The following is a 17,381-nucleotide window of genomic DNA, read 5'->3' as shown; positions in this document are numbered from 1 at the left end:
GCAGTTAAATTCCTCGTTTCTCCTAGATCGTGAAAATAGGAGGAAAGCGAAAGTAAACCGTTTGTTTGAGGGGTATCGGCTCCCTATCGTGTGGGCTACTTCACCGATTGAGCGCAGTTATTACTCATGCCCCGTTCCCTTGTTTCGTACTGGAAACGTGTCGCTGTCAGCGGCCCGACCGTCGATGGCCGCGAGATCCTTCCCCAGGAACTGCGCGATATCGCTGAGACCTACAAGCCTTCGCTTTACACAGCCGTTATCTGGTGTGAACACGAACGCTGGTCAGGCTCCCACGGGACTGTATTTGCTGTTCGCCTGGTTGAAGAAGACGACGAACTGGAGCCCGGCCAAATCGCGCTGGAAGCACAGCTTAAGCCAAATGATCGACTGCTTTACCTCAATGACCAAGGCCAGAAGCTGTTCAGCAGCATTGAAATTTATCCGAATTTCCGCGGCACCGGCAAAGCGTACATGACCGGCATGGCCGTCACGGATGAGCCAGCCAGCACCGGCACTCAAGAGCTGTATTTTTCGAAAAAAACCAACAAAGCCGCGTACTACGCAGCCTCTGTCGAGCTGGGCAACTTGAGCGAAGAAAAGCCACAAGGCGAGGTGAACAAGCTTATTGGCGCGCTCACCAACCTGTTCAAGCGTTTTTCCCTGGACAACAAACCCGCCGAAACCCCCTCAACTTTCACTGAGAGCAAAACCCCTATGGATGAAGCTACCGCAACGGCTCTTGCAGCCCTGCTGGAGCAGCTGTTAATCGTCGCTGCCGGTATTAAGGCAGTCATCGAACCAGCTGTTGAAGAAGCACCCGATCCCGACCAGGAACCGATCGACGACGTGAGCGATGCGGTAGGTGACATCGTGGCCACTGTCGAAGAAGAGCGTGAGTTCCGTCGCAACGGTGGCGGGAACAAGGCTGTGCTGTCTGCTCTGGCAGACCTCAAAAAGCAGTTCTCAACTCTGCAAAACACCCCAGCAGGTCGTCAGTTGCCACGCAACACCGGCCCGCAAAACCCTGCCAAAAAGCGGGTGCTCTAACATGGCCCAGCCACTGAGCGCTAATGGCGCCAAAAAATACAGTGCATTGCAGGCCGCTATCGCCGAGTCATACGGTGTTCAGCAGGCCAGCGAGATGTTCTCGGTCGAGCCGTCGATTGCGCAGGAACTGAACGACGCAATCACCGCCAAAGCTGACTTTCTGGAGCGAATCAACATCGTTCCCGTGAGTGAAATCAAGGGCGAAAAGGTCTTTATCGGTGTGAACGGCCCGGTCACTGGTCGAACTGACACCAAGGAAAATGACCGTACTGCCAAGGATGCATCGGCACTCGGCAACTCGCTGTACGAGTTGTTTTCAACCGAGTCCGACGTGGGCATGCCATACGCCAAGATCGACGCCTGGGCGAAGTTCCCGGACTTCCACGATCGTTATTCAGCAGCCGTGCAAAAGCGTATTGCCCAAGACCGTATCGTGGTCGGTTTCCACGGCACGCATGCGGCGGTACAGACCGACATCAAAAAGTACCCGCTGCTTCAAGACGTCAACAAAGGCTGGCTGCAGCAATTGCGCGAGTTGGCGCCGCAACAGGTGCTCAAGGAAGGCAAAGAGCCGGGTAAGGTCACGCTGGGCGAGGGTGGAGACTATGCCAACCTCGACGCACTGGTGCATGACACCAAGCAACTGGTTGACGAGATCTTGCGTGAGGATGGGGATCTGGTCGCAATCATCGGTTCTGACCTGCTCGCCGCTGACAAAGCCAAGCTCTACACCAAGCAGGGCGCTACTCCAACCGAGAAAGAACGCATTGAAGACGCCCAGGTCATCGCGACCTATGGCGGTCTGCCGGCGTTCAGTGTGCCGAACTTCCCGGTGAACGCCGTGCTGGTCACCAGTTGGGACAACCTGTCGCTGTACTACCAGGATTCCAGTTGGCGTAAGCAGGCTGTCGATAACCCGAAACGTTCCCGCGTTGAGGATTACAACAGCCGCAACGAAGGCTACGTGATCGAGCAGATCGAGAAGATCGCTCTGACCGAAAACGTGGAGCTTCTGCCGTGAGCCTGGCCCTGGCGCACAAGCGCCGCCTGTTGGCAGCAGGCGCAGCCGCAGTAGTCGCAGCAGCCAGTGCGCCGGTGGCCTATTCGCCGGAATCCGCCCTGACCAGCCCAGCCAATGCCCGCAAGAATCTGCTGCTGCAGGAAGCAGCCTTGGATCAAGACCTTGAACGCCTCAGTGCAATCAATGGGTTGGCTGGTAAGCAGGCACTCAAGCGTGACGAGTTACTGCCCAAGTACCAGGACTATGTACAGCGCTATTGCGAGTCGGGTTTGAACTTCCCGAATCGCGTCCTGGTACAGGTGATGATTTGGCTGTTCGACACGGAAGAATTTGACGACGGCATGGAGCTGGCCCACTTCGCGATCGGGCAAGGGCAGCAGATGCCCGAGCTATTTAAGCGCGACATCCAGACCTTTGTTGCGGACGCCGTGTGCGATTGGGCCTATGCGGAGTACAAGGCCAATCGCAGCCCAGAGCCTTACCTGTCCGACTTGTTGCCACTTGTTGACGGTGAATGGCAACTGACTGAGCAGATCCCGGCCAAGTTTCACAAGTTGATCGGCATCCGGGCTATGGAAGGCAAGGAATGGGCAACTGCGCTGCTGCATTTCAATCGTGCCACTGAGTTGTATTCGAGCATCGGCGTGGGTGTTCGCGTCGAAAACTGCCTGCGTGCCCTGAACAAAAAACAGGCCAAACCGGTCACCGAATAACCGACTACCCCCCCCCGGCGAGAAACTGTGGATGTGAGCCAACCATTTATGGCCATGCCCCACTGAAACAGTTTCCTCGCCCCTATTTGAGCGGCCAGCGATGAGCTTTTCAGGCAACCCCACCACGTTTGTGGAGCGTCAGATCGAGAACGACGGATTTTGGCCCGACCTCTCGCTGACTGAGTTTCAGAAGGCCTACCGCCTTCCAGGGGAATACCTGGTCGAAACGCTGGTCGTTGGTTTGATCTCGGCAATGACCGAGGTCAACGAAGACCTAGCACGCGTGAAAGACACCCTGCTGGCTGCTGGTTTATCGAACCTTGAGACTGCTGCAGGTGTAAGCACACCTGCAGAATGGGCCTACGCCCATAAGGTTGAGCTATACAAGCGCGCCGTGTACTGCCGCGCCAAAGCCAACCTGTTGACCCAGTTCGCTACCATCACCCGCCGCGAAAGCGCCGAAAACACGGGCAAGGAAGCCCCGGAGCGCGCCGAAACCTTTTTGGCATTCAGCCAGGCCGCTGTCCGCTCGCTGCAGGGCCGTGGCCGCATGACGGCGGTGCTGCTGTGATCAAGCTTATTGCCCTGACCAAGTTCCTCAAAGAGCGCCAGTTAGTGTTGCCCGAACAGCTCGACAGCTGGACCGACCAGGTCACGCTCGATCTGTTCTGGAAACCTGACGTTGACGGCTTGCACATGGGCGACATGCGCTACAGCGCAACGATCGCTTTCGAACGCTTCGCGGATCACCCCGCGCGCCTGATGGCGTTGGTGGGCAGTTGGCTGGAAGGCAACGATACCGACCGCGATCGCCGCTACGACCTGCCAGCGCCGAAGTTTGATGTATCGATGCTGGACAACGATCTGGCTGACGTCGAAATCACCCTGGAATTCATCGAGCCGCAGTATCTGGCCGAGGATCCCAACGGCGAGATCAAGGCCTTCGGCAAGACCTGGGCGTTTGTTCCGTTCGATCTGTGGGTTGCTGAGCACGGCGAGGTGGCCGCCCGTGGCCGCTAATCCGCTGAACCTCGATGTTCGGGGCCTGCTCAGCGTTGAAGCCCAAATGGCCTTGCTTGAGCTGTCGCCCCAGTTGCGCCGCCGGCTGCTGAACAACGTCAGCAAGCGCGTACGTACGCAAAGCCGCAAGCGTGTGCGCGAACAGCAGAACCTGGACGGCACACCTTTCGCTGAGCGCAAAGGCTCGTCCAAGGGCAAAAAGAAGATGGAAGCCGGGCTGGCCAAGCTGCTGCAGGTGACCCGTGTCAGTTCCGATGAAGCCGAACTGGGCTGGAAAAACGCCCTGACGCGCTGGGTTGCCTCACAGCAGCACAACGGTGTCAGCGAACGCCGTACGGCTGCGCAGATGCGCCGCTGGAACAAGGTCCCGCCCGGTATTGCCTGCACCGACAAACAAGCCAAGCGCCTGCGCCAAGTGGGTTTCCGCGTACACGTGAAGGGCAAAAAGGCCATGGCCAAGCCCTCTGTGGCGTGGATTCAAGAGCACGTGAACTACGCGAAGGCGGGGCTGCTGATTCGCATCTTGAACGATGAAAGAAAAGCGTCCTCGGGTGCGCAAAGCTGGGACATCACCTTGCCCAAACGCCAGTTCTTGGGCGTGAACACCGGCAATGAAACCAGCGATCTGGTTAACCAGGTCTTTCAACAAATCCTTAACTCACCCCGCTAACGAGGCATTGCATGTCACTCGGCCAAGTCACCGTTAACAATCTCAATCTGGGCCAGGGTGCCGTGACTGAGATCGAACGCTATTTCCTTTTCATCGGCCCCGGCGCGAAGAGCGTCGGCGAGTTGATCCCTTTGAACACCGACAGCGATCTGGAAAGCACCCTGGGCATTCCGGCCAGTGACCTGAAAACCCAGATCACTGCCGCCAAACTGAACGGTGGCGATCGCTGGGCCTGCCTGGCGGCGCCGATCGCTGCAGACGGTGACTGGGCTAAAGCGCTGGAAAAGGCCATGCAACAAGGCCATTCGGTTGAGGCCGTGGTGATCACCAAGCCGGTGAAAGCCGCCGCCGAACTGTCGGCCATGCATGACGCGGCCATTGCGCTCAATAACACGTATGGCCGCCGGGTGTTTGTGATGGCGGCCAGTGTCGGCATCACCGCGCTGCAGACGTGGAATCAGTACCTCACTGAGCAGCGTGCCATCACCACGGGCCTTGTCGCGCCGCGTGTTCTGGTCGTGCCTCAGTTGCACGGCAATGACCTGGGGGTGCTGGCCGGTCGACTGGCCAATGCTGCCGTAAGCGTTGCTGATAGCCCGATGCGCGTCGCGTCCGGTGCGCTGCTGGGCTTGGGCGCTGTTGCTGTGGACAAAGACAGCGTACCGCTTCCATCGGCGATCCGTGCCGAGCTGGACAAGGCTCGTTTCTCGGTTTCGCAGACCTATCCGGATTACTCGGGCGTGTACTGGGGCGACGGCAACATGCTCGATGCACCGGCGAGCGACTTCCTGGTGGTCGAGTACCTGCGCCTGGCTGACAAGGCTGCGCGTCAGGTACGCCCACTGCTGATCCGCCGTGTGGGTGACCGTCGCCTGAACAACACGCCCAACAGCATGGCCGCTGCTGTCAGCGCCTTCATGACCCCACTGCGCCGGATGGCCAAGTCCGTGACGTTCGCCGGTCAGGTGTTCCCGGGCGAGATCGAATCGCCCAAAGACGGCGACATCGTTCTGGTGTGGCTCAGCAAAACCAAGGTTGAGATCTATATCAAGGTCCGCCCACTCAACTGCCCGAAAGACCTGACGGCCAACATCGCCCTCGATCTTTCCACCGACGATTCGGAGTAACCCCCTATGTCACGTATTGGCGGTAAGAACTTCGATGTGAACCTGGGCGACCTGCAGGTTCACGTTGAAAACATCACCCTCGACATCACCGACAACACCGCTGTGGCCAAGAGCCGTGGCGTTCCTGATGGCTACGTTGACGGTGACGTCTCGGCCGCAGGCGAGATGGAGTTCGACACCAACAACTTCAACATGCTGGTCGAGGCGGCGCGCTCTGCAGGTAGCTTTCGCGGGCTTGCGCCGTTCGACACCGTCTTTTTCGCCAAGGCAGGCGACGAAGAACTGCGCATTGAGGCGTTCGGCTGCAAGTTGCGGGTTTCCAGTCTGCTGGGCGTAGACCCAAAAGGCGGTGAAAAGACCAAGCACAAGGTGCCGTACGACGTCACCAGCCCGGACTTTATCCGCATCAACGGTGTGCCGTATCTGGCCTCGACTGAGATCGAGGGCCTGCGCTGATGGTTTGCCCGTTCGATCGCTCCCAAGCGCTGGAACAACGCGACCGTGACCGTGCGATCGCTGCCCAGTTGGCCAAGTCGCGTTCGAGCGGGCCAAGCCTTAGCGAGTGCCAGGACTGCGGTGGTGACATCCCCAAGGCGCGGCAAGCGTTTGGCGGGATTGTGCGCTGCATAGGCTGCCAGACCATTTTCGAGAAAAGGACTACCCGATGAGCACGAATCAGGCCGCTCAGGACACTGTCATCGCTGTGGCCAAGGCCGCACCGGCCATTGGTGTGGCGGCCACCGGCGCGACTGGGGCTGTCGATTGGTCGGCAGTGGCCTACATGCTGACCGCGTTCTACATGGTGCTGCAGATCGTGCTGTTGGTGCCCAAGTACCGCCAGATGCTGCGTGACTGGAGGGGCAAGTAATGAACCTGCGCAGCAAGATTGTCGTGAGTGCGCTGACTGGCGTGCTGGGCATGACCGGCGCCCTGGTCAGTTGGTTTGAGGGCCGCTCATTGGTGGCCTACCTGGACCCTGTGGGCATTCCTACCATCTGCGAAGGCGTCACCCAGGGCGTGAAGCTGGGCGATCGGGCGACACACGAACAGTGCGACGAGCTGCTGCAGCGTGAATTGCGCATCGCGTTAAACGCGGTTGATCGCCAGGTACGCGTGCCGCTGCCTGAAACACGCCGCGCTGCCCTTGGGTCATTTGTTTACAACGTGGGGGAGGGTCAGTTTGCCAGCTCAACGTTGTTGCGCCTGCTGAACGCGGGTGATGCACGTGGTGCCTGCGCCCAGTTGTCGCGCTGGACCTATGCCGGGGGCAAGCAATTGGCCGGGCTGGTGAACCGCCGCGCGGCTGAACGTGAGCTGTGCGAGGTCGGCCTATGAATTGGCTCACTGCTGCCTTGTCGTGTCTGGTTATTTGGTTTGTTGCTGACGGCCTCATCGATGAGCGCGACAGCGCACGCATTGAGCGCGACACCGCCCAAAAGGAGGTGGCCGACCTGCGCGAAGCGGCCCGTATCAGCGGCGAAATGCTCGCCGATCGCGACGAGATAGATCGCACCCGCACCCAGGAGTTGAACCATGCACGTTCTGAAATCGCTGACCTGCAGCGCGCTGTTGACGCTGGCACTCAGCGGCTGTTCATCAAAGCAGCCTGCCCAGTCACCGTGCCCGCCAAAACCGGCACCGGCGGCGTGGCTGATGGAGCCGCCGCCGAACTCTCAGCAGACGCTCGATCGGATTATTTCACCCTCAGAGATCAACTCGCCGTCAGCCGCGAAATGATCCTGGGCTTGCAAGACCACATGCGCCGGATCTGCCTGCGCTAACAGCATTCCCTTTTTGATCACTGACCCTTTACCGGAGTACCCCCCATGACTGAACGCCGCGAAATCACCCTGGAAGTAGGCGACAAGGAATTCACGTTCACTGTGACCCCGCAGGACGCGACCAAGTACTTCAACAGCCTCACTCAGACCAGCAAGGTGGCCCCGGCCAACAACCTGCTTATGAACACCGTTAAGCAAGAAGAACGCGCCACGCTGAAAGAACTCCTGGCCAACCCTGTACTGATCATGCAACTGGCCGGCGCGCTCCTGGAAGAGTACGCCCCGGACGTTGAAATCATCGTAAAAAAGCACTCGACCACGCTGAGCGCCTAAGCGAAGACGGGCTGGGCCAGTTAATGGCCCTGACCAACCGCTGGATGCCCGGCGCCGAGCCCTCGATCGAGAACATGGGCACGGCCAAGTGGCTTGAGGACGAGTACTGGCGACGGATGGAAATCGCCGTGGCCAATGGCATTGCCATAGCACTGAACGGATAAACACACATGGCAGATCGCAGCGCCCGTCTGGCTTTCATTCTCAGCCTGACCGACAAGGTCACCGCGCCGTTGAGCAAGGTTAAAACCAGCTTTTCGGACTTGGCTGAGCAAGGCCAAAACAACATCAAGACCATGGGCCTTGGGCTTGGCGGTCTGGTGGGAGCGGGGGCGGCGATCAAAGCGTCACTGGAGCCTGCACTGGAGATGAATCGTGCCCTGGGCGAGGTTCGTTCCCTGGGCGTGGCCGAAGACGCGCTGGATGCGCTCAATCGCAAGTCGCTGGAGTTTTCGGTGGCCTACGGTGAAAACGCCCGGGACTTTGTCGCCTCGGCGTACAGCATCGAGGGCGCTATCAAGGGCCTGACAGGCAGCCAGCTGGCCACCTTCACCAACACCAGCAACCTGTTGGCCAAGGCCACCAAAACCGACGCCGGCACCATGGGCGACTACGTGGGCACCATGTACAACCTGTTCAAGAACCAGGCTGATGCGATGGGCAAAAGCCAGTGGGTCGAGAAGATGGGCGGGCAAACGGCCTTGGCGGTGCAGCTGTTCCGCACAGACGGCGCCCAGCTTAAGGATGCGTTCAAGGAGTTCGGCGCGATCGCGACCACTGCAGGTGTCGACCTGGCCGAGCAGTTCGCGGTGATTGGTTCGCTGAGCAGCACTATGGAAGGTGGCGACGCCGGCGGCCTGTACAAATCGTTTTTCGAGAACATCGGCGCCGCTTCGCAGAAGCTTGGGATGAAGTTCACTGACCAGAACGGCAAGTTGCTGCCGATGCTCGACATCATGGACAAGCTGCAGGGCAAGTTTGGTGACCTGACCAGTGCGGCCAGTGGTACGGCGTTAACGGATGCGTTTGGCGGCGAAGGCGCGCGTGTGATTGGTGCGCTGGCCAAGGACACTGACCGGCTGCGTAACGGTCTTAATCAACTGGGCAATGTCCGTGGGCTTGAAAGCGCCCAAAAGATGGCGCAGGCCATGGTTGATCCATGGCAGCAGTTCGCTGCTGCAGTGGAAGCGCTGAGGATCGCGTTTGGTCAGGCCCTGATTCCCATTCTTGGGCCGCTGATGGCCAAGCTGACCAGCGTGGCGCAAACACTGACGCGTTGGTCGCAACTGTTCCCCAACATCACCCGCGTTATCAGCATTGCCTCGCTGACCATCCTCACGATCACTGCCGCCATGTCGGCGCTGACCCTGGTCGTGGGTATGAGCAAAATGGTGTGGCTGGGCATGGTGGTGGTCTGGAAAGTTCTCACCTGGACGGGTTACCGCAGCATTGCCATGTTCCTGTTCCACACGGCCATGGCCGTGGCGTTTGTGGCTGGGCTTGTCCTCATGTACAGCTGGATGGGCCTGGTTAAGGTCGCGATGTTGGCTTGGCAGGGTGCGATCTGGCTGGTCAACGCCGCCATGTATGCCAACCCGGTAGGGCTGATCATCGCTGGCATTGTCGCCTTGGTTGCGGTCGTCGGCGCCGCGATCTATTTCTGGGATGAATGGACGTCTGCGCTACTCAACAGCGCGGCGTTCAAGTGGGTCAGCGAGCAGCTCGGCGCGATGTCGGACTGGTTCAACTCCATGGGCGGCTGGTCGGGCATGGCGAAAGCCGCTTGGGACAGCATCGCCAACGTGTTCAAGCAGGCCATCAACGGCCTTATCGACATGATGAACAAGATCCCGGGTGTGAACATCGAAACCCGCTTTGGCGATCTGCCGCCGGTACCGGGCGCCGAAGCGGCGATAAAGGCCGCAGACACGGCCAGTTCAGCGGACAAAGCCCAGCAGACCATCAATGCGGCTATCCCAAGTCTTTCGCCGTCGCGACCTTCGGCTGTGCCCCGTGGCGGGCTGTTGACCAGCATTCAGAACACCAGCAACCAGACCAAGGGCAATCACGTTGAGAACGTGAACATCAATAACGCCAAGCCAATGACCCCGTTGGAGCTGGAAAACATAGTCGCCATGGCGGTGGGCGGATGAGCCTCTATATCGATCTGCTGATCACCCACAACGATCTGACCCTGGACCCTTCAAACCAGCCCTTGCTGGTGGATGACCGTATCAGCATTGCCCAAGACATCGGCCACATGATCCGCGAGAGCGGGCTGTTGGTGACGCTGGTGGCCGAGCGCGATCGCTTTCGTCGTGCCGACTGCATTCAGCAACTGGAACTGCTGGTGGAGACGGACGTGCGCCTGGTACCGGGATCCGTGCAAATCACTGAAGAAGGCAAGGGCAAGTACTTGGTAGGCGCAAAAACCGTTGATTTTGGATCTGTCGAGGTAGTGTTGTGAGCGACGTAGACTTTAAAAAGGCGCTGAGTGACGCCGGTATTCCGACCACCGAGGCCAAGCTGCGCGCCGCCTGGGAATCAGAAGTCGTCGCCCAGGGCAGCAAGTTGAGCAACACCAGTGCCTGGTCGCCGTTCTGGCGAGTCATCACCGCACTGGTGACCAAGCCTGTTATGTGGCTGATCGACTTTCTTGCCGGCACGGTGCTGCCCAACTTCTTTGTGAAGACGGCCATCGGTGCCTGGCTGGACATGCTGGCTTGGGCGGTCAACGTCACCCGCAAACCTGCCACCAAGGCCGAAGGCATGCTGCTGTTCACTCGGAGTGCCTTGGCGGGCCTGTTGGAAGTGCCCGCCGGTACCCGCGTGCAGTCGATTGCGATCAACGGCAACGTGTACGAGCTGGTCACCGTGGCAGCGGCCAGCTTTGAAGATGGCGAGTCACAGATCCGCGTGCTGGCACGGGCCAAGCAGGCGGGCAGCGGGTTCAATCTTGCACCTGGTTACTTTTCGATTCTGCCGGAGCCGGTGGCAGGCGTGGTTCAAGTGGTCAACGCTGACGGCTGGCTGACGCAACCTGGTGCAGACACCGAGCCCGACGACGAGCTGCGCTTGCGGGTGCGCAACCAGTTCTCGGCGGTCAACCAGTGGCACACCGATGCGGTATACCGCGCCATGATTTCAGGGTTTACCGGTGTGCAACCGGATGGTGTGTACTTTGAGCACAACGCGCCCCGGGGCCCAGGCAGTGCCAACGCACTGGTGCTGTTTGAAGCTGACTCGCCGGCAGACACCTTTTTGGCTGAGATCAACAACTACATTCGTGACCAGGGCAACCATGGCCATGGTGATGACCTGTTGGTGTTGGAGATGCCCGCCACGCTGCACAACGTGAAGCTGAGCGTCTGGCCCAAGGCCGAAGTGGGCACTGAGCGCTGGCCAGCGTTGAAGTCGGACATCGAACTGTTCATCCGTGCCGCCTTTCGCGAGAGCACGGCCAGTGATTATCAACCGACACTGACGCACCCGCAGTCACGGTTTTCGTTTAGCCGTCTGGGCGAGGAACTGCACCAACAATTCGCCGGTATCGAGTCACTGCATTTTGACAACGCCGACATCCTGTCAGAACTGACCATCCCGCGCCTGGCTGGGCTTGAGGTGGTGCTCAATGCTTAAGCTGAGTTTGCCGTTTTGGCTCGATGGCCCTGAGTTGGCCAAGCTCCAAGCCGCAGCCCAGTCGTGGTGGGGCAAGGTCGAAAACTGGCTCAACTGGCCACTGCTGCAGTTGGATGCCGAAACCTGCCACCTGAGCGTGCTCGATCTGCTGGCTTGGCAGCGTGACATTCAGCGCTTTCATGGCGAGCCCGAAAAACTCTACCGCCTGCGGGTCAAGTACGCGTTTATCAACGCCGTGGACGCGGGCAGTACCGCCGGCATGGTTCGCATCTTTGAACGCCTGGGCGTGGGCTATGTGGAGATCGAGGAACGGTTACCGGGCCTTGATTGGGACGTGGTGCTGCTGCACCTCTCCGACACGCAGTTGAGCGAAAACCCGGTGTTGCTGCGCGTGCTGATGCAGCAATACGGCCGCACGTGCCGCCGGTACGACTTCGTCACGATCACGCCGGTGAAACTCAACATCGCCGTGGCCGACTTCAACGATGACCAGCAGACCCTGATCGCCACCCTGGACGATAGCGCGAGCCGTCTTGTGGTGATCAACGAACTGGCTGTGCTCACCTTTTTGAACGATACCGTTAGGAGCCCCCATGGGAGCTAGCATTACCCTTGCCGGCGAAAGTCTGATTGCCCAAAAGCAGGGCGCCGGGGAAAAACTTGATATTGCCCGTTTCGTCCTGGCCCTTGTGCCAGGACTTGATCCGAATGCCCCCGTGGATCGCGCCGCCGGCAAGCCGCCTGCCGATCAAATCGTCTACACCAAGGGCTACGACCGCAAAGGCTATGTCAGCCCCAACCAGGTGGTTTACAGCCTGATGGTGGGTTCAGACGTCGGCGATTGGGACTTCAACTGGATCGGCCTTGAAGCGGCAGAAGGCGTCCTGCTGGCCGTGGCCACCGTGCCGGTGCAGCAAAAGCGCAAGAACATCCCGCCGCTGCAGATCGGCAACAACGTTACCCGTAACTTTCTGGTGGAGTTCAACGGCGCCCAGGAGCTGACCGGCGTCACCGTCGACGCCAGTACCTGGCAGCACGACTTCACGGTGCGACTGAACGGCATCGATCGGCGCGAGCGCTTAAGCAACCGTGACGTGTTTGGCCGTGCGTGCTTTTTGGCCGACAGCCTACAGATGGAGCGCAGCTTTGGTCTGTACCAGGTCAAAGCAGGCATTGCCTACGTTGAGGGGATCCGGGTCGACCTGGCCGAGCCGGTGCATGCGCAGTTACCTGTGTTGCCCGCCAAAGCCTGGCTGGACGTTGCACTGGCACGTGAGGGCAGCGATAGCGTGGCCACGTGGAAAGTGGTCTTTGGCGAGGCTAAAGCGGACTACGTCGACAGCAACGGTACCGCTCATTACGTGGTGGAGCTGGCCAGCGTGGATGTAGCCGGCGACATCACCGACTTGCGGGCCAGCGAGCCCATCACCGGCGCCCTGGTCAAACAGTTCGCCTTGCGCAACGGCGACTACGAGCATCTGCGCGCCCGGGCTACCACGAAAGAGGACGTAGGCCTAAGCGAGATCCCCAACGCCAAAAGCGACGATCCCGGAACGAACAGCAGCGAGATTCTGGCGACCACCAAGGCACTCAATATGCTGCGTCAACTGATCGCAGAGTCTGAGGTCGGCGAAGTATTCGCGGTGGCCATGGATACGCCGCCGTCTGGCTCTTTGAGGGCCAATGGGGCGGCGGTGTCTCGTACGGCTTATGCCAGGTTGTTTGCCAAGATCGGGACCCGATACGGCGGCGGTGACGGGGTCAACACCTTCAATCTACCTGACCCACGTGGTTTACACCTGCGCTACCTGGATGACGGGCGTGGGATCGATGCAGGCCGGGTACTGGGCAGCTATCAAGCGGATGCCATTCGTAGCCACACCATCACAGGCACGACCAACCCGGGCGGGGCGCATACGCCCACGGCGCGAACAGGCGCCTCTGGCAAGCATGCTCATAAAGTTCGATCGGGCGTGTTTACCCCTGATGGGGTTGACCAAGAAGGCGACATCGATGAACCGCGCAACATCGTCAATTACGCCGATGCCGGGGTTCATGACAAGTCGACCAGTGAGGACGGCGAGCACACCCACCCCGTTGTGGTCGATCCGGTACCCAACCACGACCACCCGTTCACCGCTACCTATGTCGGCGGGCTTGAAACGCGCCCGCAAAACATCGCCTTCCTTGCCTGCATTAAGTACTGAGGCCCCTCATGAGCACGAAAGTCGTCTATCAAACCGATCACCTGGGCATCTACACCGGTACCACTGTGGCGGATGAGTCGCCGTTAGAACCGGGCGTTTGGTTGATTCCGGGCGGGTGCGTTGAAGTGGCGCCGCCGGCGGTACCAGAAAAAAAGGCTGCGTTGTGGGATGGCCGCAAATGGCAACTGGTCGACTCGTATCAGGGGCTAACCGTCTACAGCACAACCACCCGCGCACCCGTAGTCATTGATCGGGCCGGTGCGCTGCCTGAAGGGTACACCCTTGAAGTGCCGGGTCCTGGTCAGGTCTGGAGTAATGGCCACTGGATCGATGACATGCCGACGGTGCTGGAGCTGCGCTATAGCGCTCAACTGGCAGCGGTGAACAAGGCGTGCCTGCAGGAGATCACTGGCGGATTCTGGTCAGCAGCGTTGGGCGAGCGTTTTTTCTATGACGCCCAGGTCGAGGATCAATTGAACCTGACCGGCTTGATTTTGCGCGGTTTGGGCGGTGGTTATGCCTGCCGCGATCAATCGGGCGTGCAGGATCTTCGCGATCACACGCACGAGCAACTGCTGCAGGTGAGCAATGAGTTCACCGGGTTCAAACTGCAGCGCCTGCGCAAGGCCAACGACCTCAAGCAAGCCTTGGCAGCAGCCCGAGCTGATGCGGATCTGGACGCCATCAACGCCGTGTCCTGGGAATCGGTGTTGCTATGACGTGGGGCCCTATCAAGCTGCGTTGGCCTGAGCAGTCCACCCAGTGGCTGAGCGACCTCGATGCCGCCAAGGACCTTGCCAGCAGTGAGTTGGCCAGCGCTGGGCAACGACTGGCCGATCTGGCGGACATGGCCACCACGTCACCAGGCCCAGTCGGCGCTGCTGCAGAAGCGGCTGTCGCGGCGGGCCGTGCCGGCTTAAGTGAAGCCCTGGGAGAAATACCGTCTTGCCTGGTGGTGACGCCATTTCAAAGTGGCGTGGGGCAGGGCCGCGGTTATCAGCGCTACCTGTCTGCACCCAACTTGCTGCAGCAACTGGGCGAAAAGCTTGAAGACACCGGCGACGACAGCCGCCCGGCGGGCTCGCAATACGCGCTTGTGGTGATGTTCCTGGGCACCCGTTACGACAAGTTTGCCGCGACCTTGGCCCACTTCAATGCTGTGCTGCCAATGCCGGACCTGCAGCGCGCTGAACGTCGGGCCAAAAACCTGTTCGCCCTGGACGCCGAAAAATGGGAGTTGCCCAACGCTGGCACCTTGCCGCGCTGGGGGGCTTTGCCGCTGGAGCGCTGCACTGTGACCAAAGCGGCCACCCAGGCACTGAATAGCCAACTGTCGGCACTGGAGAGCTACGCCGACAGTTCGCCCATGGCTGACCTGGCCAAGTTGGCCGCTCGCAAAGCCAGCCAAGCTCAGGCGCAGGCTCAAAAGCTGCTCGATCTTAAATCGATGTTCGACGGCGCCGAAGCGGACGACAGCATGCGCGCGCGGTTGATCGGCCCGGGCAATGCGGCCGAGTTGCGCCGGCAACTGCTGCAGGGTGATGCACCAGGTCACGAATGGGGGCTGTCGGCGGGTTTGATGTTGGTCGGATCCCTTAAGGGGTTGAGCTTCGTTCGGGAGTTGGTGGGCCTATGACCTTACTGCTCGATGGCGAACAAGTGCGTGGCAAAAACATCAAGGTCACGGCCAACCTGCAGATCGAAAGTGACGATCTGTCGGGCCAGACCAGCAACACGGACTCGGCTCACAAGGGGTTCAAGCCCAAAACGCTGACGGTCACCCTGCAGATCCCGTTCGTCGACAGCGCGTACCTGCGCAACATCATGCGCTTGGCCGAAGCGACGGGTAGCGGTGGCCAGCGCAAAACCTATCGAGTGGTTAACGACACCGCGTCAGCGTTTGGTGTGCGTCAGGTGGAGTTTTCTGACGGCGTCAGCGCCCGTGAAGACGACAACCTACGGTCGTGGCAGGTGCAGTTCACCCTGTCTGAAAAGCTCTCAAACCCCGAGCGGGTCGAGACGCGCCGCGCTGGCAACGGAGTAACGCAACAAGGCGCCCAGGGTCAGTCAGTGACAGGTCCAAACGCAGGGGCAGGCGGCGCAAATGGCGAGTCAGTTCAGGAATTGACCGGCTTTGAAGCCACCCTGAAAAAGCTGGATAAGTACCTGGCCGGTGTCTTGTGAGCATGAAACTGCACAAGGTGCTGACCATCGGCGGTGTGGTCTACCCCTTGGTCAGTGATGACGTGCGCCTTGAGTTGCGCACGCCAGGCCGCGCAACCCTGACCATTCAGGCGACGGCGCCGGTGAAAGGACTGGTGACGCTGGACATCGGCTACAACGACAACCCGCTGCAGCGCCACTTTATCGGCTACGTCGAGCGCTGCACGTCGTCCAACGCGATCGAGCAGGTGCTGTTCTGCCGCGAGCTGGCCGCGATCCTGTCGCAACCGTTGCCGCTGAACCTGCGTCACGCCGATCTGACCACCGTACTGGCCGAGATCAACCAGAAAACCGGCCTGAGCTTTCGCGTTCCGGACAAGGCATACGCCAAGGTTAAAGCCCCGTTCTTCTACAACCTGGCCGCCGGTTACCAGGCCATGGACAGTTTGCCCCGGGTTTTCGGCATCACGGACTTTATGTGGCAGCAGCAGGGCGATGGCGAAGTGTTTGTGGGCAGTTGGGCCGACAGCTTCTTTGGTGCTCGATCGCCGCTACAGCTGCCCGTGGAGCTGTTCAACGACTACCAAAACAACCAAAGCGCGATGATTGCGGCCCTTCCCGGGTTGCGACCAGGTGCATCCATCAACCAAGGCGAGCGCATCACCCACGTGACGCTCTCCGGCAACCAAATGGCGATCCGATGGAAGACGCAATCCGCCGCAGTGTAGAGCGGCAATTTCCTGAACTCACTGGCGGTTATCACCTGCCGCGCTTTGCCCAGGTTGTCGGTATCGCTGACGCCCCGGCCAATGCCGGCATCTGCGACGACTTCCGTCCGCGCTTTGCGGTGGATCTGCAGCTGCTGGACGAGAACGACGAACCGGACACCGCGCTGCCTATGCTGGCCGGTGTGCCACTGCCAATGTCTGTGGGCGGCGATGAAATGGGGTTCTTGGGCTTTCCCGAGGAAGGCACCCGCGTTGTGGTGTGCTTTGCCTACGGCCTGCCCAACAAGCCCTACGTACAGACGATCTTGCCGCACGGGCTGAGCCTGCCAAAGGTGCCGAAGGGTGACCAGGTGTGGCAGCACAGCGAAGGCGCGCAACAGCGCGTTGACGCCGATGGCAACTGGCTTCGCCAGACCGATGGCCGGATCCGGGACAAGTCGATCGAGCGCGACGTTGAGAGCTTGACCAACGCGGAACGCCACCAAAGCAGCACGGTAGAGGTTGAAGACCATTCAAGGGAGTCAGTCGGCGGGGTCAAGACGATCGAGGCGGTCGGTGCGCTCAAGCTGCTATCGGGTGGGGCCGCGAGTCTGGCTGCGCTGGATGACTTGAACATGGCCAGTGGCCGCGACCTCAACCTGGTGGTGGCCAAAAAACTAAACGCCACGATCGGCGGCGACATGCAGGAGCGAATCCAAGGCATGCGCAGCAGTCTGGCCAACAAGACATGGCTGGGTTCCGAAGGCGTGAACGTGCTGCAGATCCTGTGCGATCTGCTGGACCTGGTGCAGGCGATGAACACGCAGTTGGCCAGCCACACCCATGTGCCCGGTCCCGCACCCGGCCCAACCGATGCCGCTGGATTCACTGAAAAGGCCGCCCAGGCACTGGTGCTGGCCACTCAGTTGAAACCCATCACCGCTTAATCGAAG

General features: G+C 60.0%; 24 protein-coding genes. All 24 read left to right on the top strand.

Annotated features, from left to right (window positions below; genetic code table 11):
• Nucleotides 1–126: 126 nt before the first annotated feature.
• The 24 genes from QMX84_RS01270 to QMX84_RS01155 all read left to right on the top strand — a co-directional run bounded on the left by QMX84_RS01270 (nt 127) and on the right by QMX84_RS01155 (nt 17,375).
• Nucleotides 127–1,047, top strand: coding sequence for a GPO family capsid scaffolding protein (locus QMX84_RS01270; RefSeq protein WP_282362910.1), 921 nt, complete (start codon nt 127–129; stop codon nt 1,045–1,047).
• A gap of 1 nt (nt 1,048) precedes the next feature.
• A complete protein-coding gene (locus QMX84_RS01265; protein ID WP_282362909.1) occupies nt 1,049–2,068 on the top strand; it encodes a phage major capsid protein, P2 family in 1,020 nt (339 codons plus the stop codon).
• Nucleotides 2,065–2,781: a phage terminase small subunit gene (gpM, locus tag QMX84_RS01260; protein ID WP_282362908.1), complete on the top strand. Its 717-nt coding sequence runs from the start codon at nt 2,065–2,067 to the stop codon at nt 2,779–2,781. The genes QMX84_RS01265 and gpM overlap by 4 nt, the downstream gene beginning before the upstream one ends.
• Nucleotides 2,782–2,881: 100 nt before the next feature.
• Nucleotides 2,882–3,352: a head completion/stabilization protein gene (locus tag QMX84_RS01255; protein WP_282362907.1), complete on the top strand. Its 471-nt coding sequence runs from the start codon at nt 2,882–2,884 to the stop codon at nt 3,350–3,352.
• Nucleotides 3,349–3,801: a phage tail protein gene (locus QMX84_RS01250; protein ID WP_282362906.1), complete on the top strand. Its 453-nt coding sequence runs from the start codon at nt 3,349–3,351 to the stop codon at nt 3,799–3,801. Before QMX84_RS01255 ends, QMX84_RS01250 begins: the two co-directional genes overlap by 4 nt.
• A complete protein-coding gene (locus tag QMX84_RS01245) occupies nt 3,791–4,471 on the top strand; it encodes a phage virion morphogenesis protein (protein WP_282362905.1) in 681 nt (226 codons plus the stop codon). Before QMX84_RS01250 ends, QMX84_RS01245 begins: the two co-directional genes overlap by 11 nt.
• A gap of 11 nt (nt 4,472–4,482) precedes the next feature.
• Entirely contained in the window at nt 4,483–5,598 is a 1,116-nt protein-coding gene (locus QMX84_RS01240; RefSeq protein WP_282362904.1) for a DUF2586 domain-containing protein, read from the top strand.
• A gap of 6 nt (nt 5,599–5,604) precedes the next feature.
• Nucleotides 5,605–6,054 carry a phage protein gene (locus QMX84_RS01235; protein WP_282362903.1) on the top strand — a complete coding sequence of 150 codons (450 nt, stop codon included), beginning with the start codon at nt 5,605–5,607 and terminating at the stop codon, nt 6,052–6,054.
• On the top strand, nt 6,054–6,266 hold the full coding sequence (locus QMX84_RS01230) for a TraR/DksA family transcriptional regulator (RefSeq protein ID WP_282362902.1): 213 nt from the start codon (nt 6,054–6,056) through the stop codon (nt 6,264–6,266). The genes QMX84_RS01235 and QMX84_RS01230 overlap by 1 nt, the downstream gene beginning before the upstream one ends.
• A complete protein-coding gene (locus QMX84_RS01225) occupies nt 6,263–6,466 on the top strand; it encodes a hypothetical protein (protein WP_153350329.1) in 204 nt (67 codons plus the stop codon). Before QMX84_RS01230 ends, QMX84_RS01225 begins: the two co-directional genes overlap by 4 nt.
• Nucleotides 6,466–6,933 (top strand): lysozyme, encoded by a 468-nt coding sequence (locus QMX84_RS01220; RefSeq protein ID WP_282362901.1) that lies wholly within the window; start codon nt 6,466–6,468, stop codon nt 6,931–6,933. The genes QMX84_RS01225 and QMX84_RS01220 overlap by 1 nt, the downstream gene beginning before the upstream one ends.
• On the top strand, nt 6,930–7,379 hold the full coding sequence (locus tag QMX84_RS01215) for a lysis system i-spanin subunit Rz (protein ID WP_282362900.1): 450 nt from the start codon (nt 6,930–6,932) through the stop codon (nt 7,377–7,379). The genes QMX84_RS01220 and QMX84_RS01215 overlap by 4 nt, the downstream gene beginning before the upstream one ends.
• 45 nt (nt 7,380–7,424) lie before the next feature.
• Nucleotides 7,425–7,712 carry a putative phage tail assembly chaperone gene (locus QMX84_RS01210; RefSeq protein WP_048369575.1) on the top strand — a complete coding sequence of 96 codons (288 nt, stop codon included), beginning with the start codon at nt 7,425–7,427 and terminating at the stop codon, nt 7,710–7,712.
• A gap of 23 nt (nt 7,713–7,735) precedes the next feature.
• Nucleotides 7,736–7,876: a hypothetical protein gene (locus QMX84_RS01205; RefSeq protein WP_282362899.1), complete on the top strand. Its 141-nt coding sequence runs from the start codon at nt 7,736–7,738 to the stop codon at nt 7,874–7,876.
• Nucleotides 7,877–7,882: 6 nt separating this feature from the next.
• Nucleotides 7,883–9,865 (top strand): phage tail tape measure protein, encoded by a 1,983-nt coding sequence (locus tag QMX84_RS01200; RefSeq protein ID WP_282362898.1) that lies wholly within the window; start codon nt 7,883–7,885, stop codon nt 9,863–9,865.
• Nucleotides 9,862–10,179, top strand: coding sequence for a DUF2590 family protein (locus QMX84_RS01195; protein WP_282362896.1), 318 nt, complete (start codon nt 9,862–9,864; stop codon nt 10,177–10,179). The genes QMX84_RS01200 and QMX84_RS01195 overlap by 4 nt, the downstream gene beginning before the upstream one ends.
• Nucleotides 10,176–11,351 (top strand): baseplate J/gp47 family protein, encoded by a 1,176-nt coding sequence (locus QMX84_RS01190; RefSeq protein WP_282362895.1) that lies wholly within the window; start codon nt 10,176–10,178, stop codon nt 11,349–11,351. Before QMX84_RS01195 ends, QMX84_RS01190 begins: the two co-directional genes overlap by 4 nt.
• A complete protein-coding gene (locus tag QMX84_RS01185) occupies nt 11,344–11,955 on the top strand; it encodes a phage tail protein (RefSeq protein WP_282362894.1) in 612 nt (203 codons plus the stop codon). Before QMX84_RS01190 ends, QMX84_RS01185 begins: the two co-directional genes overlap by 8 nt.
• Complete coding sequence (locus tag QMX84_RS01180; protein ID WP_282362893.1) at nt 11,945–13,558, top strand: phage tail protein; 1,614 nt, start codon at nt 11,945–11,947, stop codon at nt 13,556–13,558. The genes QMX84_RS01185 and QMX84_RS01180 overlap by 11 nt, the downstream gene beginning before the upstream one ends.
• A gap of 8 nt (nt 13,559–13,566) precedes the next feature.
• Nucleotides 13,567–14,277, top strand: a complete 711-nt coding sequence (locus QMX84_RS01175; RefSeq protein WP_282362892.1) for a phage tail protein — start codon at nt 13,567–13,569, stop codon at nt 14,275–14,277.
• Nucleotides 14,274–15,194 carry a hypothetical protein gene (locus QMX84_RS01170; RefSeq protein WP_282362891.1) on the top strand — a complete coding sequence of 307 codons (921 nt, stop codon included), beginning with the start codon at nt 14,274–14,276 and terminating at the stop codon, nt 15,192–15,194. The genes QMX84_RS01175 and QMX84_RS01170 overlap by 4 nt, the downstream gene beginning before the upstream one ends.
• A complete protein-coding gene (locus QMX84_RS01165; protein ID WP_282362890.1) occupies nt 15,191–15,742 on the top strand; it encodes a DNA-binding protein in 552 nt (183 codons plus the stop codon). The genes QMX84_RS01170 and QMX84_RS01165 overlap by 4 nt, the downstream gene beginning before the upstream one ends.
• A gap of 2 nt (nt 15,743–15,744) precedes the next feature.
• A complete protein-coding gene (locus tag QMX84_RS01160; protein WP_282362889.1) occupies nt 15,745–16,449 on the top strand; it encodes a hypothetical protein in 705 nt (234 codons plus the stop codon).
• Nucleotides 16,422–17,375, top strand: coding sequence for a hypothetical protein (locus QMX84_RS01155; RefSeq protein ID WP_282362888.1), 954 nt, complete (start codon nt 16,422–16,424; stop codon nt 17,373–17,375). The genes QMX84_RS01160 and QMX84_RS01155 overlap by 28 nt, the downstream gene beginning before the upstream one ends.
• Nucleotides 17,376–17,381: the final 6 nt, after the last annotated feature.

This window comes from Pseudomonas sp. PS01297 (assembly GCF_029959305.1).
In the GTDB taxonomy this organism is placed as follows: Bacteria; Pseudomonadota; Gammaproteobacteria; order Pseudomonadales; family Pseudomonadaceae; genus Aquipseudomonas; species Aquipseudomonas helleri.
The sequence above is the reverse complement of the archived record's forward strand: the minus strand, read 5'-3'. Positions and strand labels throughout refer to the sequence as shown.